Below are 18859 nucleotides of genomic sequence, written 5' to 3'. Positions count from 1 at the left end.
TTGCTTTGAAAACTGCTCCTTGCATGGTAAGACGGTAGTGAGCACAACACGTTTAAAGCGGCACTCCTTAACCAGAGTCCCGCTTCCGCGTTTTACACTGCCTCGGCCAGACTTTCCCTGGTCAGCCGGACGTCTTGCAGCGCATCAATGCGTGTCGAAAGCTTCTGAGCAAAGGCATCGGCTTCATATTCCGTATAGAACTTGACCGGAATATTATTCAGCCAAACAACCCATGTGGATTCAGCTTGTACTTTTTCTATGCGTATATCCATTTCACATGCTCTAAGCTTTAAAGAAATCGACTTCTCGTTTTTGCGCCTACCTTTTAACCTTCAAGAAATAGATTGTCTATATTTCTATAATAAATAAGTAAGCAAAGCTTAATATTCAGTTGTTTTATTACACTATTATTTCAATAGCATTAAATTTAAGTTTCATTGCGTCTTTATGAGATCATAGTGCTATCAACATAGCTATTATAACGCCTTGCTTGATTGGCTTCTGGCACGCCCTTACGTGTATCAGCATTCACACTTACGCATTGGGTTAAAAAGGTTGTGCCAGACCAGGTTTGCAACTAGGCGGACGACTCTCGTATAAAAATACGACAGTGCTCAAGGTCAGCTAGGCAAGCGCGACGATAGGCTCAGACCCAACGCACCTTACCCGCAGTTAACCTCACTATTTGAAATCCCGGCTCCGGGTATCCAGTCCGTCAAGCAGCTCGCTCAGGTCTGTAAGACGACCCGCAATGAGATGCAGCACTCCTTCCTTTCGTTCAACCGTACCATCGATACGCAGCAGCCTCGACTGCAGCAGTTCGCGTCGCTGCCGCTCGGCAAGGTCACGCCATACGACCACATTGACCATTCCATACTCATCTTCAAGCGTTACAAAGGTAACGCCACTGGCAGTACCAGGGCGTTGCCGACCAACGACGAGGCCGGCAATGCGCGAGAGCTGCCCATGATATCGCTCGGCAAGTTCGCGCGAATCGAGCAGCCGGCGAGTCCTGAGCTCAGCCCTAAGCAGTGCTAACGGATGTGGCCCCAGCGTAGTACCTGTAGCGGCGTAGTCGGTATACAGATCGTCTGCCACAGTAGGCTCTGGTAATTTGACGTGTTCCTCGCTCACCACTGCGCCCTCTGTGAAGAGAGGCAACTGCGGCTCGATAGCTGCCATATTCCAGCGGGCCTGATAGCGATGCCCCGCCAGGCTTTTGAGCGCGCCAGCGTCTGCCAGACATTCACGCGCTCTGGCATCGAGCCCTGCTCGCAGGCAGAGATCGGCCACACTCAAAAACGGCTGTACCGCACAGGCTTTTTCAATAGCGCGTCCGGCTGATTCCGAAAGCCCTCGAATCATTCGCAAGCCTAATCGGATTGCAGGCTGGTCGGTGTCTGTCTGCTCCAGACTACAGTCCCAATGGCTATGACAGACGTCGATTGAACGCGTTTCAATACCGTGTCGCCGGGCATCCTGCAACACCTGATCAGGGCTATAAAACCCCATGGGCCAGCTATTGATCAGGGCACAGGCAAAAGCAGCCGGCTCATGGCATTTCAACCAGCAACTGGCATAAGTCAGTAACGCAAAGCTGGCTGCATGGGATTCAGGAAACCCATAACTGCCAAAGCCCTGAATCTGCAAAAAGATGCGCTCAGCAAATTCCCGGGTATAGCCATTGGCAAGCATGCGTTCGGTCAGCCTTTGCCTATGCGGCTCAAGGCCGCCGTGGCGCTTCCAGGCGGCCATGGAGCGACGCAATTGATCGGCCTCGCCAGGCGTGTAGTCTGCAGCCACAATTGCCAGCTCCATGACCTGCTCCTGAAACAGCGGAACCCCCAAGGTACGCTCGAATACACGCTTCAGGCGGGAGGGATAAGCGATAGGCTCCTCGCCGTTACGGCGGCGCAGATAGGGATGAACCATATCACCCTGGATAGGCCCGGGACGAACGATTGCCACCTCGATGACCAGATCATAAAACGTTTGTGGCTTGAGCCGTGGCAGCATGGCCATCTGGGCCCGTGACTCGATCTGAAAAGTGCCTAGGGTGTCTGCACGACTGATCATGGCGTAGGTCTTTCGGTCTTCCTGAGGAATGGTGGCCAGGGTAAGTTCACGTCCTTTGTAGTGCCGAATCAGATCGAAGCAGCGGCGTAGCGCGCTAAGCATGCCCAGCGCCAAGATATCTACTTTTAGCAGCCCCATGGCGTCCAGATCGTCCTTGTCCCACTGAATAACGGTACGCTCGGCCATGGCTGCATTTTCTACGGGTACAAGCGTCTCCAGTGATTGCTCCGAAATGACGAATCCACCTGGGTGCTGCGAGAGATGCCGTGGAAACCCAATCAACTCACCGGCCAGGACGAGCACCCGCTTGAGCAACAGGCTCTCCGGGTCAAAGCCGGCCTCCTGCAGGCGATCCGGAGGCGGTATACGATCGCTCCAGCGACCGCAGCATTCAGCCAGGGCATTGATCTGATCCGCCGGCAAGCCCAGCGCCTTGGCCACGTCACGCACGGCGCCAGCCGCGTGGTAGGTATTGACCACCGCCGTCAGGGCTGCACGTGTGCGCCCGTAACGTTGAAAGACATACTGGATGACCTCTTCACGGCGCTCGTGCTCAAAGTCCACATCAATGTCTGGCGGCTCGTTTCGCTCATGGGAAATGAACCGCTCGAACAGTAAATTGATTCGCGTCGGATCAAGCTCGGTAATCCCCAGGGCAAAGCATACCGCCGAGTTGGCTGCTGAGCCCCGACCCTGACAGAGAATGCCTTGCTCTCGTGCAAAGCGGACGATGTCATGCACGGTCAGGAAATAACTCTCGTACCGCTTCTGGCAGATCAGCTCAAGTTCACGATCCAGCTGTTTCGTAACAGTGTCCGGCGCACCTTCCGGCCACCGCCAGATACTGCCCTGCTCTACCAACCTGCGTAGCCAGCTAGTGGGCGTATGCCCCTGGGGCACTACCTCCGAAGGATAGTGATACTGTAGTTCGGTAAGCCTGAAACGACAGCGTCGGGCAATCTTCACCGACTCGGCCAGCAACGCTGCCGGATAGCACTCAAACAGTGTCTCCAGCGTACGCAGGTGGCGTTCACCATTGGGGAACAATCGCTGCCCAGCTTCGGCGACCGTTACATGATGCCGAATGGCGGTCATGGTGTCCTGCAAGGCCCGCCGCCCTCGTGCGTGCATATGCACATCGCCACAGGCGACCAGAGGCAAATCCAGGGCGGCGCCTAGCGCCTGAAGCCTTACCCATCTTTCGGCATCATCCGGACCATAATGTCGCTCGACACCTACCCATAGGCGCCCGGGAAAGCACTTGCTCAACCAGCTACCCTGCGTATTGTCGTCCATGTCAGGCAGCCAGATCGCCACAAGTCCCAAGCAGTGATCCGTAAGATCCTCCTTGAGTAGACGATAACGGCCCTTTTCCGCACGGCGCCTCGCTCGGGTAATCAGTCGGCACAGATGATGGTAGCCGCCCAGGTCTTCCACCAGCAGCACAACCTTAGGACCTTCACTGATACAGAATTCAGCACCCACAATCAGAGGTAGGCCATGTGCTTGTGCGGCTTGCCAGGCGCGTACGATACCGGCAAGCGTGCACTCATCCGTAATGGCCAGTGCCTCATATCTCAGGCGTTTGGCCCGTTCAAATAACTCATCGGCACTGGAGGCGCCTCGCTGAAAACTGAAATGGGATAAACAGTGCAGCTCCGCATAACCAGTGCTCATGCAAACCACCCATGCAACCACCAACCCGGCCGCTGTGCGATTGCCTGATAAGCCCAGGCCAGGCGGCCATTGGGAAGCTCCACCAGATAGTAGTCCCGGCGTATATCGCTGCCGTCCCACCAGCCAGACTCGATCCGCTCGGGACCGGCCAGAATATGGGGTGCCGCCTCGCCCAGTGGAATAGGCTCACGTAACAGCCACGCCGGGCGCTTCCCTTGCGCAAGCATCTGTAGATCACATGATTTGGCATCCTGCCGCCAGGATGCCTCCGGCCGATGATCCCCCTGGCCGCCAACCGCATAGACGGCCGAATCACCAAGGCGTGTTCTGAGGCGTTCGCGTAACTGCTCCCACGATAGCGTCTGCTGCGGTCGCGGTTCAAACAAACTACGGTGCTCCGGTACAAAGGCTGGAAGTTGCTCCGCGACCAGCCGCAACGCCAGAATGGGCGCCGTAACCTGATGGATTTCCAGCCGCCCACGGGCATATTCAAACAACAGGCCCGCATCCCGTTCGGGTGTCAGGAGTCCTACTGTGATCAGGCTATCCGGTTGCGCACGGTGCTCCAGATACAGCATGAAGCGCTGCACACCACTGTCCCTCCCGGCCAGGTACATGGCCAGATCCAACGTCAGGCGACGTAACGGAAACAGGAGTTGCTGGTTCGACTCCACTTCAAAGTTAAACTCTACCCGCGCATCAAAGGTATCAGGCGGCCGGTAGAAGCCCAGCGCCAATGGCCTTCTACCCAGTAACAGATCGAGTTGGTTCAGCAAACCGGCGGAAAAGCGCCTGGCTATTTCGGCCCTGGGCAGATCCATTACCTGCCTGAGTCGTATCAGCCCCATACGGCCAAGCGATTGCACCAGGGCGTTGTCCAGGCCAGCCCGGTCCAGTGGCAAGGGGCCGAGCCTTTGCCGCAACTCCGTATCGTTCGCGATAACTAGGTCATCCGAGACATTGGCCATGATGCGCGCGGATACAGGATTGGGCGCCAGGGTAATACGATGGCTGAAGCCGAGCGCCGCCAACTCGTCACGTAGGCGCCTGGAAAACGCAGGCCAGGGGCCAAACAACGGCATGCTCGATTCAACTTCAAGCAGAAGCGCTCGTGGATAATGCAGACTCACCTGGGCACTGAAGCCATATGCCCAGGCAGCCAGAAGATTCTGGTTGCGCTCGATATCGTCCAGATCGTATTCGGCTGTTGCAAAGCCCGGGCATAAGGTTTGTGCAGCGGCGAGGGTCAACCCTGGCGCCAGCCCCAACGCCCTGGCACGGGCATTGACTGCACGCAGGACGCGCCGTTGTGGCGTACCTCCGAGCAAGACCAAGGGTTCGGTACATTCGGGACGGTGACGCAGCACACCGTCCAGCGCCAGTTGTGGCAGCAGGATACACGCCCATTTCATAGCGGCCCCCTTAGCGCCAGGCAGCCGCAGGAAGAGGCAGTGCTTTCGGTTGACCGCCACGGCACTTGAGGATGCGCAGCTGTAACGGGCTGGGCTCTATCACCAACCGTAGGGCAGCAGGTGATGGATTGGCTGCCTCTTCAAGGCTGCGGTAGACAAACGCCAATGTCTGCCCGGTCTCGGCCGCCACTTGTAGCCTGCGTAGCGCCTTGTCATCCGCACGTTCCGGCCAGCACAGTACCGCACCACAACTGCCCGAGCGAAGGCATTGCTCAGCAGCCCATAAGGTTTCTCGCCCCTTGGCTTCGACGATACCCACCAAATCCATATCAACCCCAGCGGCGATCCAGGCCTGGGGATAAGGCACATAAGGGGGTGCAATCAAGGTAACTCGCTCACCGCTTTGCGTCAGCCGGGCAAGCGTAGGCCAAAGTAGCTTGATATCCCCTATTCCGGTATAGGGCAGCAGGATCTCGGTCAAGGCCGCCTCAGGCCAGCCGCCAAAAGGCAATCGCTCATCCAGCTCCGCATATCCGGTTGGCTGAGTGCCTGTTCTGACCTGAACGCCGTGACCCTTCCAGACCCGACGACTGTCAAGCAGGCCTTCGAGCGCTACCACATTACTCATGGCATGCCTCCCGCTTTGCGCAGGGCATGGGTCAGCTGGAGATTGTCTCCGGCCAGCGGCTTGAGCAGTAGCCTGAGCAAAGCCAGGCGCGCATGCCAAACCCAATTAAATGCCTTAAAGCGGGAGATGTGCCGATGGGCCTTTACCAGACCGTTGTAAGTATCAACGAGGACTGGTTTGTTATATGGCTTGCCTTGCAGGTAATTGGCCTGCTGGGCTTTTGCTAGAACGCCACGTAACCTATCCAACGTCTCGTTGAGTAAGTGATCATAGCGAAGCAGTGATGATTGTGGTCGGAACAGAATGACTTGCAGATCAAGCGAGTCGATCGCTTCACTGAGCTTGTCCATGTGGCCCTACCTTGAGCACGACAACGTTTTCAGCATCCTTGCAAGCCGCTGTTTGAAGTGTGCTCCCAGAGAGCCTGTGCGCCAGATGAAGATAATCTTCCTGCGCCATCCAACAGACAGGGTCGACCTGTTTTTCAGGGCTGAGTAGTCGTAAAAGGGCAAGCATGAACATGTGTGAGACCTCCTTTGCTATTACTGTATAAATAAACAGTAATAAGACAAACGGTATCTCGCAATCTTGACTCCGACGAACGGTATATCAAAAGGCCTTTATTTGACGCGGATTCCTTTTATGCCCCATCGCTAAACGTATAACGTGCTCCACACTTCAAGGCCTGTTCAGGCGATTTCCAAGCAGTTCTAGGAAAACCTTTACCCTCAGTGGGATATAACGCCGCGTCGGTAGCAGCGCCCAGATAGACAGCGCCTGCGGCTGTACATCATCCAGGCTGACCTCTACCAACGAATCGGCTGCCAGCTCTCCATGCACATCCCAATAAGTTAGCTGGGCGAGGCCCAACCCCTGAAGGCAGGCAGTACGAATACCTTCAAGGCTGCTGCTGGAAAGCCGCCCCTCCACCCGAATTGAGCGCACCTGCTGCCCTGCCATGAAAGGCCAGTGCTGAAGGCCGTTCAACAGGAGACAGGCGTGATCAGCCAGCTCACCGGAATTAACAGGCGTACCATTGAGGCGCAGATAATCCGGGGAGGCGCACAACACACGTGGATTGACTACCAGCTGCCGGGCAATCAGGTTCGAGTCTCGCAAAGGTGCAATACGAATGGCTACATCGATACCGCTCCCCACAATATCGACAATGTTATCACTCAGATTCAAATCGATCTTCAAGGCAGGATGCTCTGCCAAGAGCTGGGGTAATAGAGGCGCAATCACCGTGCGGCCAAAAACTGCTGGCGCGGTGATCTTCAGCACACCGCGAGCACCAGAGGCCTCTGGAGAAAGCGTAGCACGTGCAGCCTCCTCAGCCTCCAGCATGGTCTGGGCATACGGTAAAAACGCCTCGCCTTCAGGTGTCAGCGATACGGAGCGGGTCGTACGGTGAATCAGCCGAACCCGCAACTCACGCTCCAATGCCGCCAGCCGACGTGAAACAGACATAGGTGTCATGCCGAGGCGGCGGGCCGCACCTGACAAACTCCCCGCCGCTGCAATGGCTGCCAGGACGGCAACATCTTTCATATCCATAGACTTTAACGCCTACCGTTATACCGGTTACTCACCTGTGCAGGCTACAGAAGCACTCAAGATATCGCTATCGTAACCACACGATCCCTCTTCAAGCCTATCGATAAAGGCTTGGCAAACTTCTCTTTGCATTAAAGCCTTTGGAGACATCATCCCATGGTCAAGACGCTTTTCACCCATTTCGATATAACCGGCGTATCGTTAAACAACCGCCTCGCCGTGGCGCCCATGACACGTGTCAGTGCCAATGAGGACGGGACGCCGAACGACACCATGAATCGTTACTACGAGCGCTTTGCACGTGGTGGGTTTGGGTTGATCATCACGGAAGGCTTGTATACCGATCAGGCTTACGCCCAGGGTTATGCGTATCAGCCTGGGATGAGCGATAACGAGCAAGCCCAGGCCTGGAAACCTCTTGTGGATACTCTGCATGCCCAGGGCAGCAAGGTCTTTGCCCAACTCATGCATGCCGGTGCGTTGACTCAAGGTAATCGGTTCCGCAACGACACCCTCGCCCCCTCTGCCCTCCAACCCAAGGGCCAGCAGATGACGTTCTACCGTGGTCAAGGCCCTTATCCCCTGCCAAAAGCAATGACCGAAGCAGACATCGCTGATGTCATCAGCAGCTTTGCCCAGGCAGCCAAGCGGGCGGTGGAGGTTGCGGGATTCGATGGCATAGAGATCCATGGCGCCAATGGCTACCTGCTCGATCAGTTCTTTACCGACTACACCAACACGCGTGATGACCGTTGGGGTGGTGATATTCGCCAACGTCTCTCGCTGAGCCTTGAAGTGTATAAAGCGGTTCGCTCTGCAATCGGGGCTAACGTACCCGTGGGAATCCGCATCTCCCAAGGCAAGGTGAACGACTTCGAGCACAAATGGAAAGAAGGCGAAGCCGGAGCAGAAATTGTATTTGGTACGCTGGCCGAAGCGGGTATCGACTTCATCCACGTCACCGAGCATGAAGCGTGGCAGCCCGCCTTTGGCGAAGGGCTTAGCCTTGCAGCCCTGGCACGCCGCTATGCACCCAATGTTACAGTCATTGCCAACGGCAAACTGCATGATCCGGAGCGGGCAGCACAGGCGCTGGAAGACGGCGCCGATCTGATTGCCATTGGACGCGGTGCGCTGGCCAACCCCGGCTGGCCGCAAAAGGTGGAGAACGCGCAAGCGCTGGCTGAATTTGATCCTAGCCTGCTAGGCCCGATTGCTCATATCAAGGCATCCGAAACGCTCTGAGGCCTAGGTCTTTACCACAATAATATTCAAGCGATACAGCCACCCAAACGGCCAGACATTTGTCTGGCCGTTTTGCTCCAGTCTTACGACGTTAGACGCTTCCATGTCTTTTCGCCCTGAATGCTAGTGCACTCAGGCTTGCCTCTCTCGTAACGCCTCTCTCCATGTGTAGGTTTTCCCCATATCAGCTGGCATATGGTGTGGCCTATCATGGGGCTCATGTGGATAATAGGACTAAGAATAGCGGCGCGGCGTTACCGATGAAAAACAAACTCAAGGAGCTGCGCACCAACCGTAACTGGTCCCAGGCCGATCTCGCCTCGCAGCTTGACGTTTCCCGACAAACCATCAACGCCATCGAAAACGGCCGCTACGACCCTAGCCTGCCACTGGCTTTTCAAATAGCACGGATTTTTGCCTTGCCTATCGAGGCAATCTTTGATGATGAACAATAAGGGTTACTAATACATTCACTTAGTATGGTCTACCGCCTCTGCCCGAACGACTTCCACGTATTTCGAGCGCAGCTGGCTATTGAATTTAATCTAAGGCTAACGCCTATCTGGCTCGCTACACCTAGGATCATGCGATGCGGCAGCTCAAATGGCTTGCTTTTGCTTCTTATGCAACGTTACGCTGCCTTATGCAGACATAAATGGCAGGTTTTAGCAGGCCCGTTACCTAATCAGACAGGAGCTGGTTGGATGAAGGTTGTATCTGCAAATACTGTAATTGCACCAAAATCTCCTTCGAGGCTATAGCGATCGTTACAGCATGAGACCGACTCTATTTCCCCAAGAGTGGCGCAGCCATCCACTGTGCAAAGTCCTGCCTTTAACGATAATGCGTAGAATCGAATCTTTATCTTTGAGGTATCTCGATTATGAGAAAAGACAGTTACTCTCTCATTATCGGAGGTAAGTGCCATAAACTGTACGAACAACTCGCTAGCCTCTAATTCAATCCCAAGAAGCTGGCCTTCTTCTAGCTCTATTAGCTCCATGCAACTCTCACACTGTTTGGTAAGGCTAGACTTTAGCTAAGTCCGAGTAAGCGGAATCACATAAGCTTAACCATTTATTAGATAGCGAGACAACTGCCCACAGATTCTTTCAGGATATCTACGAGCTCTGGGTCCATATATTTGTACTCGTCTGGAATTTCCAGCACATGAATAGGCTTATGCTCCAATAGGCGAGTAAAATCCGCCACTAACCTGCTCTTATGCTTCTGCTCCATGACAATAATAACATCTGCCCACCGTATATCTGCAGGGCCTACTGTTCTGCGAGCATTTGGGCTTGTACCTGCAGACCGAACACTGATGCCTGGATGTTTGCGCCAGACTGTTTCAGCTGTAGGACTTCGCCACTGATTACGGCTACAAATGAATAGTATATTCATAATTAAATTAATTTTTAAAGCTTAGTTTTCCATCAAAAGTCTTACGTATTTTATTTAATGGATAAAATTTCCAGTGTTTATCTCTTATAAGTTATCCAAGCTTATATATTATTCTCCGGCTCTTCTCGGACTTTCTTCCACCCATTGGGGTAGGCATCGTCTTTATATTTTAAAATCAATATTATTCAATTAGATAATTAAAGGGTAGCTGCTAGAGCTCTAGCAATAAGCTTGCTTGCGCAGCAATATCGGAGTGGTTAAGCTTCTTTTACTTACAGCGGTGCATTGTTTGGAATTTTTGTCATTCATTGGCGCTAAACGCGACTTGTTCTGGGGTAGCCAAAGATCAATTCTGCCTTTTGCGATTTTGTCATCGAGATCTGTCGGGTCCATGTAACCTGCATTTGACGTTAGGTTAAGAAGCGATTTTTTAGCCCGCCCCAAACCGAACCACGTTGAACTGCTCTTCCGGTGAGGGCGGCGCGAAGTAGGCTAGCAGGGCATCAAACGTGGCGTCATCTTGCAGCGGGTCACCGCCATTAATAGACCGGCGTTCCCTAAGCTGCCGTCTGCATGTCTCGTCCGATACATCAAGGTAGTGCAGTTGATGGTAGGCACCTGAGCTTTCAATGAGTTCCCGGAACCAGGCCCGCTGATTCACAGTATTACCGGGAAAGTCCAAGACAACAGACATACCCTGACGTAGCAGCGCACAGATATGGCCAGCCAAGGCGTTCTTGATGCGGCTAGACAGCGTCATGTAGCTGCCTAGATCGGTGACCTCGCCGGGATAAAGGCCACGCAGCAGATCGTCTTCCGATAGGAGAGCTGCACCTGAGGACTCTGCGAGCGATTTGGCAAAAGTGGACTTGCCAGCGCCCATTTTTCCGCACATGAGGTGAAGGGTTGCTCTCTTAGTCATTAAAAATCTCCTAAGTGCACCTAACGTTTGGTTAGGGGAACTTTAGCCCGCCCCAGCAAGCGAAGCGAACGGTTTGAAGGCTGTAATGGAGTAATGAGGATGGCATTTTTTGTAAAAATATATTATTCTAATTCAAGCCGGTTCTTTTGAAATGGTGACTCCCATCTGTAGTTTCTGCGTCGAATATGAGCAAAGTAAGAATCATTGATATACTTATATGGTGGTTCGTTGTGGTATGGGAATAGTTTTTTTTGAATTTCACTAGGAACGGCGTCAATAAAGAGTTTTTGATCTTCGTGCGAGCTTAACTCAATGAATAGTTTGTCAACGGACTTGTATATTATTGAAAGCTCTTTCTGGACTTGTTCGCTATTCATTGTGTGAAGCATTGTTTGAGCTCTTTCGATCTTCGATAGAATTTTCCGTGCTTTCTCTGGGGTCGTGATCAGTCTTTTCTCTTCTAGGAGCAGGCTTTGGGATAGCCCTCCTTTTAGTAGTGTGCTGGTTATAAAGCTTTTTACTGTATGAGAGTCTTTTATTAGTTGATCTATGCCGGCTCGAAATGAGCCGTACTGTCCTATCGTGAGATATATGGCTCCTGCAACGGAGAGCCAAATCTTTACGCTGCCGTCGCGAATTTCAATTGATAAATTGATATCTTGGTGATAAAGCCTGCAAAGAAAGTCTTTTGTTAGCTGTTCAAGATAGTGTTTCGCTTCTGACTTTTCATTCTCGGAAAGCTCCATGTCAATGTGTAAGTAAACACCAGCGAGCGTGGCCAATATAGAAATCCTTTTAGATTTTGAAAGTTCTGACTAACGCCCAATTTAGCGGACAAAATTTGTTCAGCAAATTTAGGTCCGCTGCAATTGATTGTTAGTTTTTTGATGGTTCCAATACTTTTCTTATGCTATCAATGATTTTCTCTTTCGCAGCAGGTATTTCGTTGCTAATGGCCTCCACTAACTTTCTTCTCTCTTCCATTGCTTTCTCAAACTGCTGTGCATTTTGTGGGTTAACGTCGCAATTGAACGCAGCACCATGAATTATTTTATCCAACTTGAGTGCAATAGCTTCGATTTCATCGAAAAGGCTTTTCTCAACCCAGAATTTATTAAGCCTCGAATAGGAAATAAATTCATTAATAGTGCTATTGGCTGTATTAAATTGATCTTGATCCGAATGAGTGGGGCTAGACTTGTAAACAAAGGTCTTTGCTTCGGTCTCCATTGCAATCAAACGATGATATAACCCCTCAATAATTTCAACTCTCTTTTCATGAAGCTTGGAAAACTTAATCTGATGCTCTAATGTACCAAGCTCAATCGAAGACTTGATTTCCTCAGTCAATCGCGTTGTCTGTCTCAATCGCTCTTTCACATCATCGAAGCTGTTTTGTAACGCCTTCTCTGCCCCTCGACTTTTAAAGTATGAGCCAAAGTAAGCGCCTAATGCAGACGAAACCAGAGCGACTAATGTGATGTATACATAATCAATGGCAGAAAGTGACAAGCCATTATTAATGATCTCTGCTGCTAAATCCTGAAGATTTTCTACTGCCAATGCCTTGCGCCTCTTGAAGCTAACGTTTGGTTAAAGGGCGGGCTTTAGCCCGTCCCAGCGAGCACGGCGAGCGATTTGAACCAGATATTATGCTATTACTCATAATGGCTCGCTTCACCCATGAAGCAATCGGCAAGATCTCTAGGCTCCATAACCCAGAACACCCACTCTTTATTAGGAAATACTGCAATTTTTACATTATCTTTTTCGCAGGTCGGTAACCAACGAGACAAAAATTCTTCGAGTGATATTTCTACTGCTACATGACCGGGGAAATTCTCATCTGCAATTTTTTGGGCGTAATCTGGGTGGGGCCAGACAGGGAAATACTCTAGGCCATCAGGCGTTATAGGGACCAGCCAACCCTCATCATTTTTAACGGCCCATAGCTGCTGCCAGTCTGCGACCTTAGCTACAAAATGGGAGCTGCGATCCGCACTGCTAAGGGCAGTAACTGAATCAAATTGCGCCTGATTTATTTTATATGGCACGGAGTTCACCTAAGAGCATAACGCTTAAGTTAAGGGGCTGCGGCACGCAGTCCCAGAGAGCGAAGCGAACGATTTGAACCGCTAGTTAGGTTGCGGACTGCACAGGAATGCTAGCTGCGATCTCAATATACCAATCGGATTCAATTTCGATTAGATTTCCGCCGAGAAATAAACTGTCTTCGTTATACTTTAGGGTTTTTCTAGGCGAGCCTTTGGGGTCTTTGGCTCGGCACATGACCATGTAGCATTTTGCCCCGTTTTTTATAAGATTTATGTGTTCTAAACGTTCCATGTAGCCGAGGTTGTCATCTCCCTCCCCATATTTTTGGAGATGAGACAGTTGCATGTAGTTAATTCCTTCGTGCTTTCTTGTGCGATCTTGCCATACACGCAATATTACTGTTCCGTCTTTGCGAATACCGCTCCATGACCAACGTGAGTTTTTAAGAGGCGCCCCGATTTTCTCAAAGAAACTTGTGAGGCTCATGGTGATATTCCTCTGTGACCTAACGCTTCAATAACCGGCAGCTGGAACGGAGCGCAGCGCAGCGCAGTATAAGCTGTCCGGCGCCGAAGGCGCGTAGTTGATTGACTTGTTAGATTTCATCAAACTTCTGCTTTAGCTTGTAGTTATTACTAAAAATTCTTTGAATATCAGACTCTTCAAACCCCAGCTGCTGTAGAAGATGAAGCTGAAAGACAGCTTCCATTTTCTGGCATATTCCCCATAGTTCGGAGCCTTTCACAGCGTCTTTTTCAAGCTCCTCACTGTAGTGTGTAAGGTAATTTCTGGTGTTGACTACGCCTCTGATAAACTTATTTCGCTGTTTTGAATTTCCAAGGTAAGCCTTGTAGGGCTCAATAATCCTTTTAATTCTTTGACCAAGATTAATTTCATTGCCGTGATATAGTCGCCCCCGCAACCATTTTCTATTCTGTTTTGGACAATTCCATAAAAGTGATGCCACCATTGACCTAAATTCCGACTCATCCCTCAAAGTCTCATTGGACGTTCTTCTATGATACGTCTCAAGACCTTGTGCAAGTGCTAGGAATTTTCCATCCAGATATTTGTGATCTCCTGATACTGCGGAGAAATACAATCCAAGAGATGGGCGTATTACTGAATATGTACTAAGCCATTTGTTAAATACATGTTCAGCATTTTCACGAATATCTGAAAAACGGAATAGCATTCTATGTGTGTCGATTTTTGGTGCACTGTCTGAGAATGGCAGGCTGGGGTAGTATAGCTTTATACTTACAGGCCTTGTTTTCCCCTCTGAAATTTCCCTGACTATTTCATTTGATGTTGCAGATACGTCGCTAATCGTGACTGTAGAGTCAACGGCAAAACCAAGCAAGTAAGTAATTTGATGTATAACCTTGCTAAACTCTGAAAAATCCTTGGCATCCTCAGATGACAACTTGAAGTACGTTTGTTGGGTTATCCTCGCTTCTGTTGTACTAGGAAACCCCGGAAGCGTGTATCCAAAAAGGACGTGTAGCTTAAATCCTGATTGCAGGTTGTACACTATTTCTTCCTGAGGAGTGTAACTTATAGTCGCTGTTTTATAATCACTGCTACGGGCAACATTTATTCCAGTTATTGCCACCCACTCATTGATTCCTTCTACCACAAAAGAAACTGTATTGAATGTGACGGCTTCATCTTTATCGTAAGCAACTCCACTGATGACTTTATGGACATGAACAAGCGATTTGCTTATACCGCCAAATGAAATATTCTTCGTTCTGTAGAAACAGTCTTCTAGTGTAACGAGACCATCTTTTTCTACGTGACCAATAATCCTGTCAAGGTCATCATTCCCGTTAAGGGCTTCAATGCTGTCATCAAATAGGCCAACTACTTCAAGCTCAATTTTCCCACCATCTAGAATAGATAAGGTTCCAGGGATTTTTTTATCTTCATTCTGAGGAAGCCAGAAGTAACCGGACTTTTTCCATTCTTCTTCAATTCTCACGCGGTATCCTTGTGAAATCTAACGCCTTGCTCACCGGAAAATAGCGAGCGCAAGCGAGTCTATTTTTCCGGTGCAGCAAATTGTTAGGGGTTATCAACGAAGACACCGTACTGCTCAATTGCATAATGCTTATGCAGGTAATCACCCCAAGCATACCACGCAAGGCTGGGATCATTAGGCAGTTCAAAGTCCGGACTATTCTCTCCAATTGCTTCAGAAACGAGCTCGCGCAAGAAGCCTAGTGTGGTGAATCACAACTACCAAGCATAAGTATGGTCTGAAGAATGAGTACTCAAAACTGACTCAAGGAGGCATGCGATGAGAACAGGCCGTCCTGCTGTACAGATCACACTGACCAGGCAAGAACATGCCGAGCTCAGCCGTCGAAGGGCTCAGCGTAAAGGTCCTGCGGATTCAAAACTACGCGCTGAAATCATCCTTTCTTGCGCTAGCGGTGAACCCGGCTCATCGATTGCCAGGCGCCTGGGTATTACAGCTCAGACCGTATCGCGGTGGCGTCTTCGCTTCTCACAATGGGGACTTGAGGGGCTTAATGATGAGCCCAGATCTGGGCGACCCCGCAGTATCAGTGACGAGAAGGTTCAGGAGGTTGTTGATCGGGTCCGGCAAACCAAGCCTGAGGATGCCAGCCACTGGAGTTCGCGCCGCATGAGCAAGGCTACCGATATTTCCATGGCCAGTGTGCAACGTATCTGGCGAGCCTTTGGCCTTAAGCCTCACCTTGAGCAGACGTTCAAACTCTCAACCGATCCGGCCTTCGTCGATAAAGTTCATGACATCGTTGGGCTATACCTGAACCCACCGGATAAGACTCTGGTGCTGTGTATTGATGAGAAAAGCCAGATCCAGGCCCTGGATCGAACCCAGCCAGGTCTGCCTTTGGCACCAGGCCATCCGGTCACTCGAACACATGACTATCAGCGCTTTGGCACAACGTCATTGTTTGCTGCGCTGGATGTTGCCACAGGCGAAGTGATCGGGCGTCTCAAGCGTCGTCATCGTAGCGCTGAGTTTGTGGAGTTCTTGAAGGCTATTGATGAAGAGATCTGTACGGACCTACCGGTTCACTTGCTCATGGACAACTATGAGGTGCATAAAACCGATCAGGTAAAGGCCTGGCTAGCCGCACACCCTCGTTATCAGGTGCATATCACCCCAACCTCGGCTTCCTGGCTAAACCTGGTAGAGCGCTTTTGCTCGACCCTTAGTCAGAGATGGATCAAGCGGCAATCACATACCAGCGTGAGCGATCTTGAGCAGTCTATTAACCATTATTTGGCTACTTACAACCAGAACCCGAGGCCCTTCCGCTGGAGTAGGAGCGCTGGTGAAATTCTGGCTTCAGTAGGTAGAGCAGCACGAGCTTTTCGTAGAAACTAATTAAACGTACTTGTGATTCACCACACTAGGCTATCATTGAAATAGATCAGCCGATCTCCTGACTCAGCCGCAGAAGCAATTTTTCTCAACCACGCAGAAAGTAGAAAGCTTCCTTCGGGAAGGTGCTTCGGTGAGTGAAAGCAAACCTCATCGCCTTTTTCAGTAAAGCTGTATTTGTGTTTAGCGTCAGTAACCGTGGTATGCGGCGGAACCGATATGTGTTCTGCGAGCAATGGAACATCCTCTATCACAGTAGGGCCCAACGCCGACATTATAATTATGTCCTCATGGTCGTAAGGGTTGGACGGCCAGTGCCTAATCCATCTTTTTAGGCCAGCCATGTGTGCCTGAAAGAAATATGTTTGCCTATCAAGAAAAAGAGGGCAAACGTATGCGGCATCACCTATCCCGCGACCCAGCAACTTCTGACGAAGCCTATAAAGTACATTATGCTGAAAGTCCTTATGGTGCTTTTGTTTTTCCTGCAATGAGAAATAAAGTGTCCGAGGCGCAGTTGAAAGCTTCGGCGTCAGATTGTTCCTATCTTTAATCATCTGAGCGCGACTCGGCACAGTATGAGCAAACGGTCTCTTGAATTGCATGTAAAATGGCAAGAATCTTTTTCCGCTTAGCAACCTGGCGTCCGCACCCAACCAACGTTCTCGCCCTCTAGAAATAGGAACAATCGAATGTTTGAAGAAGGGGAAGCTCAACAAAGCAAGGTGGCTTGCAATGGCAATTGATACCGCATCTTCAATATAGTTTGGTTTCTCTTCCATGCGATCCTCTCGATTGTCGGCTAAGACCCCTAACTACTATTAGACGTCACTTGACGGATAACATGCTGAACGCGTCTGACGCCTAACCTTCCTTGTCATTTCCATTTTCCTTTCTAAAACGGGCCTTTCCGAGGAGCAGTGACGGTATAAGCGCGTTATACATCATGCACAGGGCGGCACGGCTGCGGGAGCAAATATAGCTCAGACATTACTCGATTCGCATGGAGCGCGTCTATTACAGGTAGGTTTAATTTTCAAGCACAAGAAACGAGATTCAATTCATGCCCTTCGCTTACACTGATGCCTATGCCAGCACTCCATACCATAAGCATGTGGCGTTTAAGGCCAATGCTTCACTTTTTAGGTTTCCCTCAAAGCGCCAGCAAGGTATCAACCAGCCGCTCGCCTATAAGTCAGTCATATCGACTGGCGGTGTGAACCGTCTTTTAAAAAGACGGAGGGCAGACTTAAGGCGGAGGGCAAATCATCCATAAGGCGGGTGTCTCCCCTCTTCTCAGCCGCTACCTTGACGCACATTTTTAGTTTGGAAAAGTGTGCGTCTACACATGAAATCGAAAGCCTTTCTGTATCTGGCTGTGCTGTGGCTAGCCGCCTGCAAACCTGAAGCGCCTGCCCAGGCACCCGCAGCGCCGCCGGTTGAGGTGGCGGTGGTAACGCTGAAGTCACAACCTGTCCCCCTGGTTGCCGAGCTTAACGGCAGAACCGTGGCCCATATGGAGGCTGAGGTTCGCCCACAGGTGTCAGGCATCATTAAACAGCGTACCTTTGAAGAGGGAACACTCGTCAAGGCCGGGCAGGTGCTTTACCGCATCGAGCAGGCACCCTATCGGGCCTCGCTAAACCAGGCCAAGGCCTCGCTGGCTAATGCTCAGGCCACGTTGCAGGCCGCCAAGCTTAAAGCCGAACGCTACAGCGATCTGATCAAGATCGAAGCCGTCTCCCAGCAGGAGGCAGACGATGCCAAGGCCAGCTATCAGCAAGCTCTGGCTACCATTGCCGAGCGCAAGGCGGCGGTTGAGTCTGCACAGATCGATCTGAATTTCACGCAGATTACGGCGCCCATTGCTGGCCGGATCAGCAAGAGCAGCATCACCCCGGGTGCTCTGGTAACAGCCAATCAGGAGACCGCGTTGGCGGTTATCCGTACGCTGGACCCTATCTATGTGGACATCACTCAATCCAGCGCCGCGCTGCTCAGGCTCAAGAAGGCCTTGGGCAATGGCGTAGCCGCTGGCAGCACCGATGTTAGCCTTCGCCTGGAGGACGGCTCGCTCTATCAACATTCAGGAGTGTTGAAATTTGCAGAGGTTGCCGTGGATCAGGAGACCGGCTCTGTCACGCTTCGCGCGCTTTTCCCTAACGCTGAAGGGCTTCTTCTGCCCGGCATGTATGTGAGAGCCATCTTGCAAGAGGCCGTTGCGCCCCTGGGACTCCTTGCGCCTCAACGAGGCATTACCCGAGATGCGAAAGGCAATGGCATGGCCCTGGTTGTAAACGCCAACAACACGGTTGAAGCACGTGAAGTGGTTACGAGCCAGGCTATTGGTAGCAGCTGGCTGATTCAAAGCGGACTGGCGGAAGGCGATCGTCTCATCGTTGAAGGCACCGGCAAGGTCAAGGCGGGGGCGACGGTACATGCGGTTGAGTTCAAACCGGCAGGTTCCGGTGAGGCTCGCGCCACGCAGCAGGGACAGTAAC

19 protein-coding genes are annotated in these 18859 nt (G+C 51.2%); 4 read left to right on the top strand and 15 right to left on the bottom strand.

The annotated features are described in order from the left end of the window. Positions 1 to 92: 92 nt before the first annotated feature. The 7 genes from AC4LF3_RS22975 to AC4LF3_RS22945 all read right to left on the bottom strand — a co-directional run bounded on the left by AC4LF3_RS22975 (position 93) and on the right by AC4LF3_RS22945 (position 7350). Positions 93 to 272 (bottom strand): hypothetical protein, encoded by a 180-nt coding sequence (locus tag AC4LF3_RS22975; protein WP_074829264.1) that lies wholly within the window; start codon positions 270 to 272, stop codon positions 93 to 95. A 409-nt stretch (positions 273 to 681) separates the two neighbouring features. Next, positions 682 to 3774, bottom strand: a complete 3093-nt coding sequence (locus AC4LF3_RS22970; protein ID WP_491836841.1) for an error-prone DNA polymerase — start codon at positions 3772 to 3774, stop codon at positions 682 to 684. Beyond that, positions 3750 to 5165, bottom strand: a complete 1416-nt coding sequence (locus AC4LF3_RS22965) for a Y-family DNA polymerase (protein WP_491836840.1) — start codon at positions 5163 to 5165, stop codon at positions 3750 to 3752. Before AC4LF3_RS22965 ends, AC4LF3_RS22970 begins: the two co-directional genes overlap by 25 nt. Positions 5166 to 5175: 10 nt before the next feature. Then, entirely contained in the window at positions 5176 to 5793 is a 618-nt protein-coding gene (imuA, locus tag AC4LF3_RS22960) for a translesion DNA synthesis-associated protein ImuA (protein WP_074829255.1), read from the bottom strand. After that, complete coding sequence (locus tag AC4LF3_RS22955; RefSeq protein ID WP_491836839.1) at positions 5790 to 6143, bottom strand: hypothetical protein; 354 nt, start codon at positions 6141 to 6143, stop codon at positions 5790 to 5792. Before AC4LF3_RS22955 ends, imuA begins: the two co-directional genes overlap by 4 nt. Further along, positions 6127 to 6315: a hypothetical protein gene (locus AC4LF3_RS22950; RefSeq protein WP_491836838.1), complete on the bottom strand. Its 189-nt coding sequence runs from the start codon at positions 6313 to 6315 to the stop codon at positions 6127 to 6129. Before AC4LF3_RS22950 ends, AC4LF3_RS22955 begins: the two co-directional genes overlap by 17 nt. A 156-nt stretch (positions 6316 to 6471) precedes the next feature. Further along, positions 6472 to 7350 carry a LysR family transcriptional regulator gene (locus AC4LF3_RS22945; protein WP_491836837.1) on the bottom strand — a complete coding sequence of 293 codons (879 nt, stop codon included), beginning with the start codon at positions 7348 to 7350 and terminating at the stop codon, positions 6472 to 6474. 156 nt (positions 7351 to 7506) lie between these two features. Between AC4LF3_RS22945 and AC4LF3_RS22940 the strand changes: the two genes are divergently transcribed. Continuing rightward, positions 7507 to 8595 carry an NADH:flavin oxidoreductase gene (locus AC4LF3_RS22940; protein ID WP_491836836.1) on the top strand — a complete coding sequence of 363 codons (1089 nt, stop codon included), beginning with the start codon at positions 7507 to 7509 and terminating at the stop codon, positions 8593 to 8595. A gap of 260 nt (positions 8596 to 8855) precedes the next feature. Continuing rightward, positions 8856 to 9050: a helix-turn-helix transcriptional regulator gene (locus AC4LF3_RS22935; RefSeq protein WP_491836835.1), complete on the top strand. Its 195-nt coding sequence runs from the start codon at positions 8856 to 8858 to the stop codon at positions 9048 to 9050. Between the two features lie 230 nt (positions 9051 to 9280). Here the strand turns inward: AC4LF3_RS22935 and AC4LF3_RS22930 are convergent, their stop codons facing one another. The 7 genes from AC4LF3_RS22930 to AC4LF3_RS22900 form a co-directional block, all read right to left on the bottom strand. Continuing rightward, positions 9281 to 9598, bottom strand: a complete 318-nt coding sequence (locus AC4LF3_RS22930; RefSeq protein WP_491836834.1) for a hypothetical protein — start codon at positions 9596 to 9598, stop codon at positions 9281 to 9283. 831 nt (positions 9599 to 10429) lie between these two features. Further along, positions 10430 to 10921, bottom strand: coding sequence for a P-loop nucleotide/nucleoside kinase family protein (locus AC4LF3_RS22925; protein WP_491836833.1), 492 nt, complete (start codon positions 10919 to 10921; stop codon positions 10430 to 10432). Positions 10922 to 11043: 122 nt separating this feature from the next. Then, positions 11044 to 11703: a hypothetical protein gene (locus AC4LF3_RS22920; RefSeq protein ID WP_491836832.1), complete on the bottom strand. Its 660-nt coding sequence runs from the start codon at positions 11701 to 11703 to the stop codon at positions 11044 to 11046. A gap of 94 nt (positions 11704 to 11797) precedes the next feature. After that, positions 11798 to 12484 (bottom strand): hypothetical protein, encoded by a 687-nt coding sequence (locus tag AC4LF3_RS22915; protein ID WP_491836831.1) that lies wholly within the window; start codon positions 12482 to 12484, stop codon positions 11798 to 11800. Positions 12485 to 12579: 95 nt separating this feature from the next. Beyond that, positions 12580 to 12975, bottom strand: a complete 396-nt coding sequence (locus AC4LF3_RS22910) for a DUF2750 domain-containing protein (RefSeq protein ID WP_491836830.1) — start codon at positions 12973 to 12975, stop codon at positions 12580 to 12582. Between the two features lie 85 nt (positions 12976 to 13060). Further along, entirely contained in the window at positions 13061 to 13462 is a 402-nt protein-coding gene (locus AC4LF3_RS22905; RefSeq protein ID WP_491836829.1) for a hypothetical protein, read from the bottom strand. Between the two features lie 109 nt (positions 13463 to 13571). Then, the gene (locus tag AC4LF3_RS22900) at positions 13572 to 14960 is read right to left on the bottom strand and encodes an ApeA N-terminal domain 1-containing protein (protein ID WP_491836828.1); all 1389 of its coding nucleotides are present in this window, start codon (positions 14958 to 14960) and stop codon (positions 13572 to 13574) included. A 318-nt stretch (positions 14961 to 15278) separates the two neighbouring features. Between AC4LF3_RS22900 and AC4LF3_RS22895 the strand changes: the two genes are divergently transcribed. After that, positions 15279 to 16361 carry an IS630 family transposase gene (locus tag AC4LF3_RS22895; protein ID WP_491836827.1) on the top strand — a complete coding sequence of 361 codons (1083 nt, stop codon included), beginning with the start codon at positions 15279 to 15281 and terminating at the stop codon, positions 16359 to 16361. A gap of 17 nt (positions 16362 to 16378) precedes the next feature. On the opposite strand, the gene AC4LF3_RS22890 is transcribed toward AC4LF3_RS22895, so the two are convergent. Beyond that, positions 16379 to 17140 carry a hypothetical protein gene (locus AC4LF3_RS22890; RefSeq protein WP_491836826.1) on the bottom strand — a complete coding sequence of 254 codons (762 nt, stop codon included), beginning with the start codon at positions 17138 to 17140 and terminating at the stop codon, positions 16379 to 16381. 566 nt (positions 17141 to 17706) lie between these two features. Between AC4LF3_RS22890 and AC4LF3_RS22885 the strand changes: the two genes are divergently transcribed. Beyond that, positions 17707 to 18858 carry an efflux RND transporter periplasmic adaptor subunit gene (locus AC4LF3_RS22885; protein ID WP_491836825.1) on the top strand — a complete coding sequence of 384 codons (1152 nt, stop codon included), beginning with the start codon at positions 17707 to 17709 and terminating at the stop codon, positions 18856 to 18858. The last annotated feature ends 1 nt before the right edge of the window (position 18859 follow it).

This window comes from Pseudomonas sp. C2.3V, from assembly GCF_058536325.1.
The sequence above is the reverse complement of the archived record's forward strand: the minus strand, read 5'-3'. Positions and strand labels throughout refer to the sequence as shown.

Bases quoted from the DNA above. Each gene is read 5' to 3' on its own strand.
- AC4LF3_RS22975 (WP_074829264.1), bottom strand. From the start codon at position 272: ATGGATATACGCATAGAAAAAGTACAAGCTGAATCCACATGGGTTGTT.
- AC4LF3_RS22965 (WP_491836840.1), bottom strand. From the start codon at position 5,165: ATGAAATGGGCGTGTATCCTGCTGCCACAACTGGCGCTGGACGGTGTG.
- imuA (WP_074829255.1), bottom strand. From the start codon at position 5,793: ATGAGTAATGTGGTAGCGCTCGAAGGCCTGCTTGACAGTCGTCGGGTC.
- AC4LF3_RS22955 (WP_491836839.1), bottom strand. From the start codon at position 6,143: ATGGACAAGCTCAGTGAAGCGATCGACTCGCTTGATCTGCAAGTCATT.
- AC4LF3_RS22950 (WP_491836838.1), bottom strand. From the start codon at position 6,315: ATGTTCATGCTTGCCCTTTTACGACTACTCAGCCCTGAAAAACAGGTC.
- AC4LF3_RS22945 (WP_491836837.1), bottom strand. From the start codon at position 7,350: ATGGATATGAAAGATGTTGCCGTCCTGGCAGCCATTGCAGCGGCGGGG.
- AC4LF3_RS22940 (WP_491836836.1), top strand. From the start codon at position 7,507: ATGGTCAAGACGCTTTTCACCCATTTCGATATAACCGGCGTATCGTTA.
- AC4LF3_RS22935 (WP_491836835.1), top strand. From the start codon at position 8,856: ATGAAAAACAAACTCAAGGAGCTGCGCACCAACCGTAACTGGTCCCAG.
- AC4LF3_RS22930 (WP_491836834.1), bottom strand. From the start codon at position 9,598: ATGGAGCTAATAGAGCTAGAAGAAGGCCAGCTTCTTGGGATTGAATTA.
- AC4LF3_RS22925 (WP_491836833.1), bottom strand. From the start codon at position 10,921: ATGACTAAGAGAGCAACCCTTCACCTCATGTGCGGAAAAATGGGCGCT.
- AC4LF3_RS22905 (WP_491836829.1), bottom strand. From the start codon at position 13,462: ATGAGCCTCACAAGTTTCTTTGAGAAAATCGGGGCGCCTCTTAAAAAC.
- AC4LF3_RS22895 (WP_491836827.1), top strand. From the start codon at position 15,279: ATGAGAACAGGCCGTCCTGCTGTACAGATCACACTGACCAGGCAAGAA.
- AC4LF3_RS22890 (WP_491836826.1), bottom strand. From the start codon at position 17,140: ATGGAAGAGAAACCAAACTATATTGAAGATGCGGTATCAATTGCCATT.
- AC4LF3_RS22885 (WP_491836825.1), top strand. From the start codon at position 17,707: ATGAAATCGAAAGCCTTTCTGTATCTGGCTGTGCTGTGGCTAGCCGCC.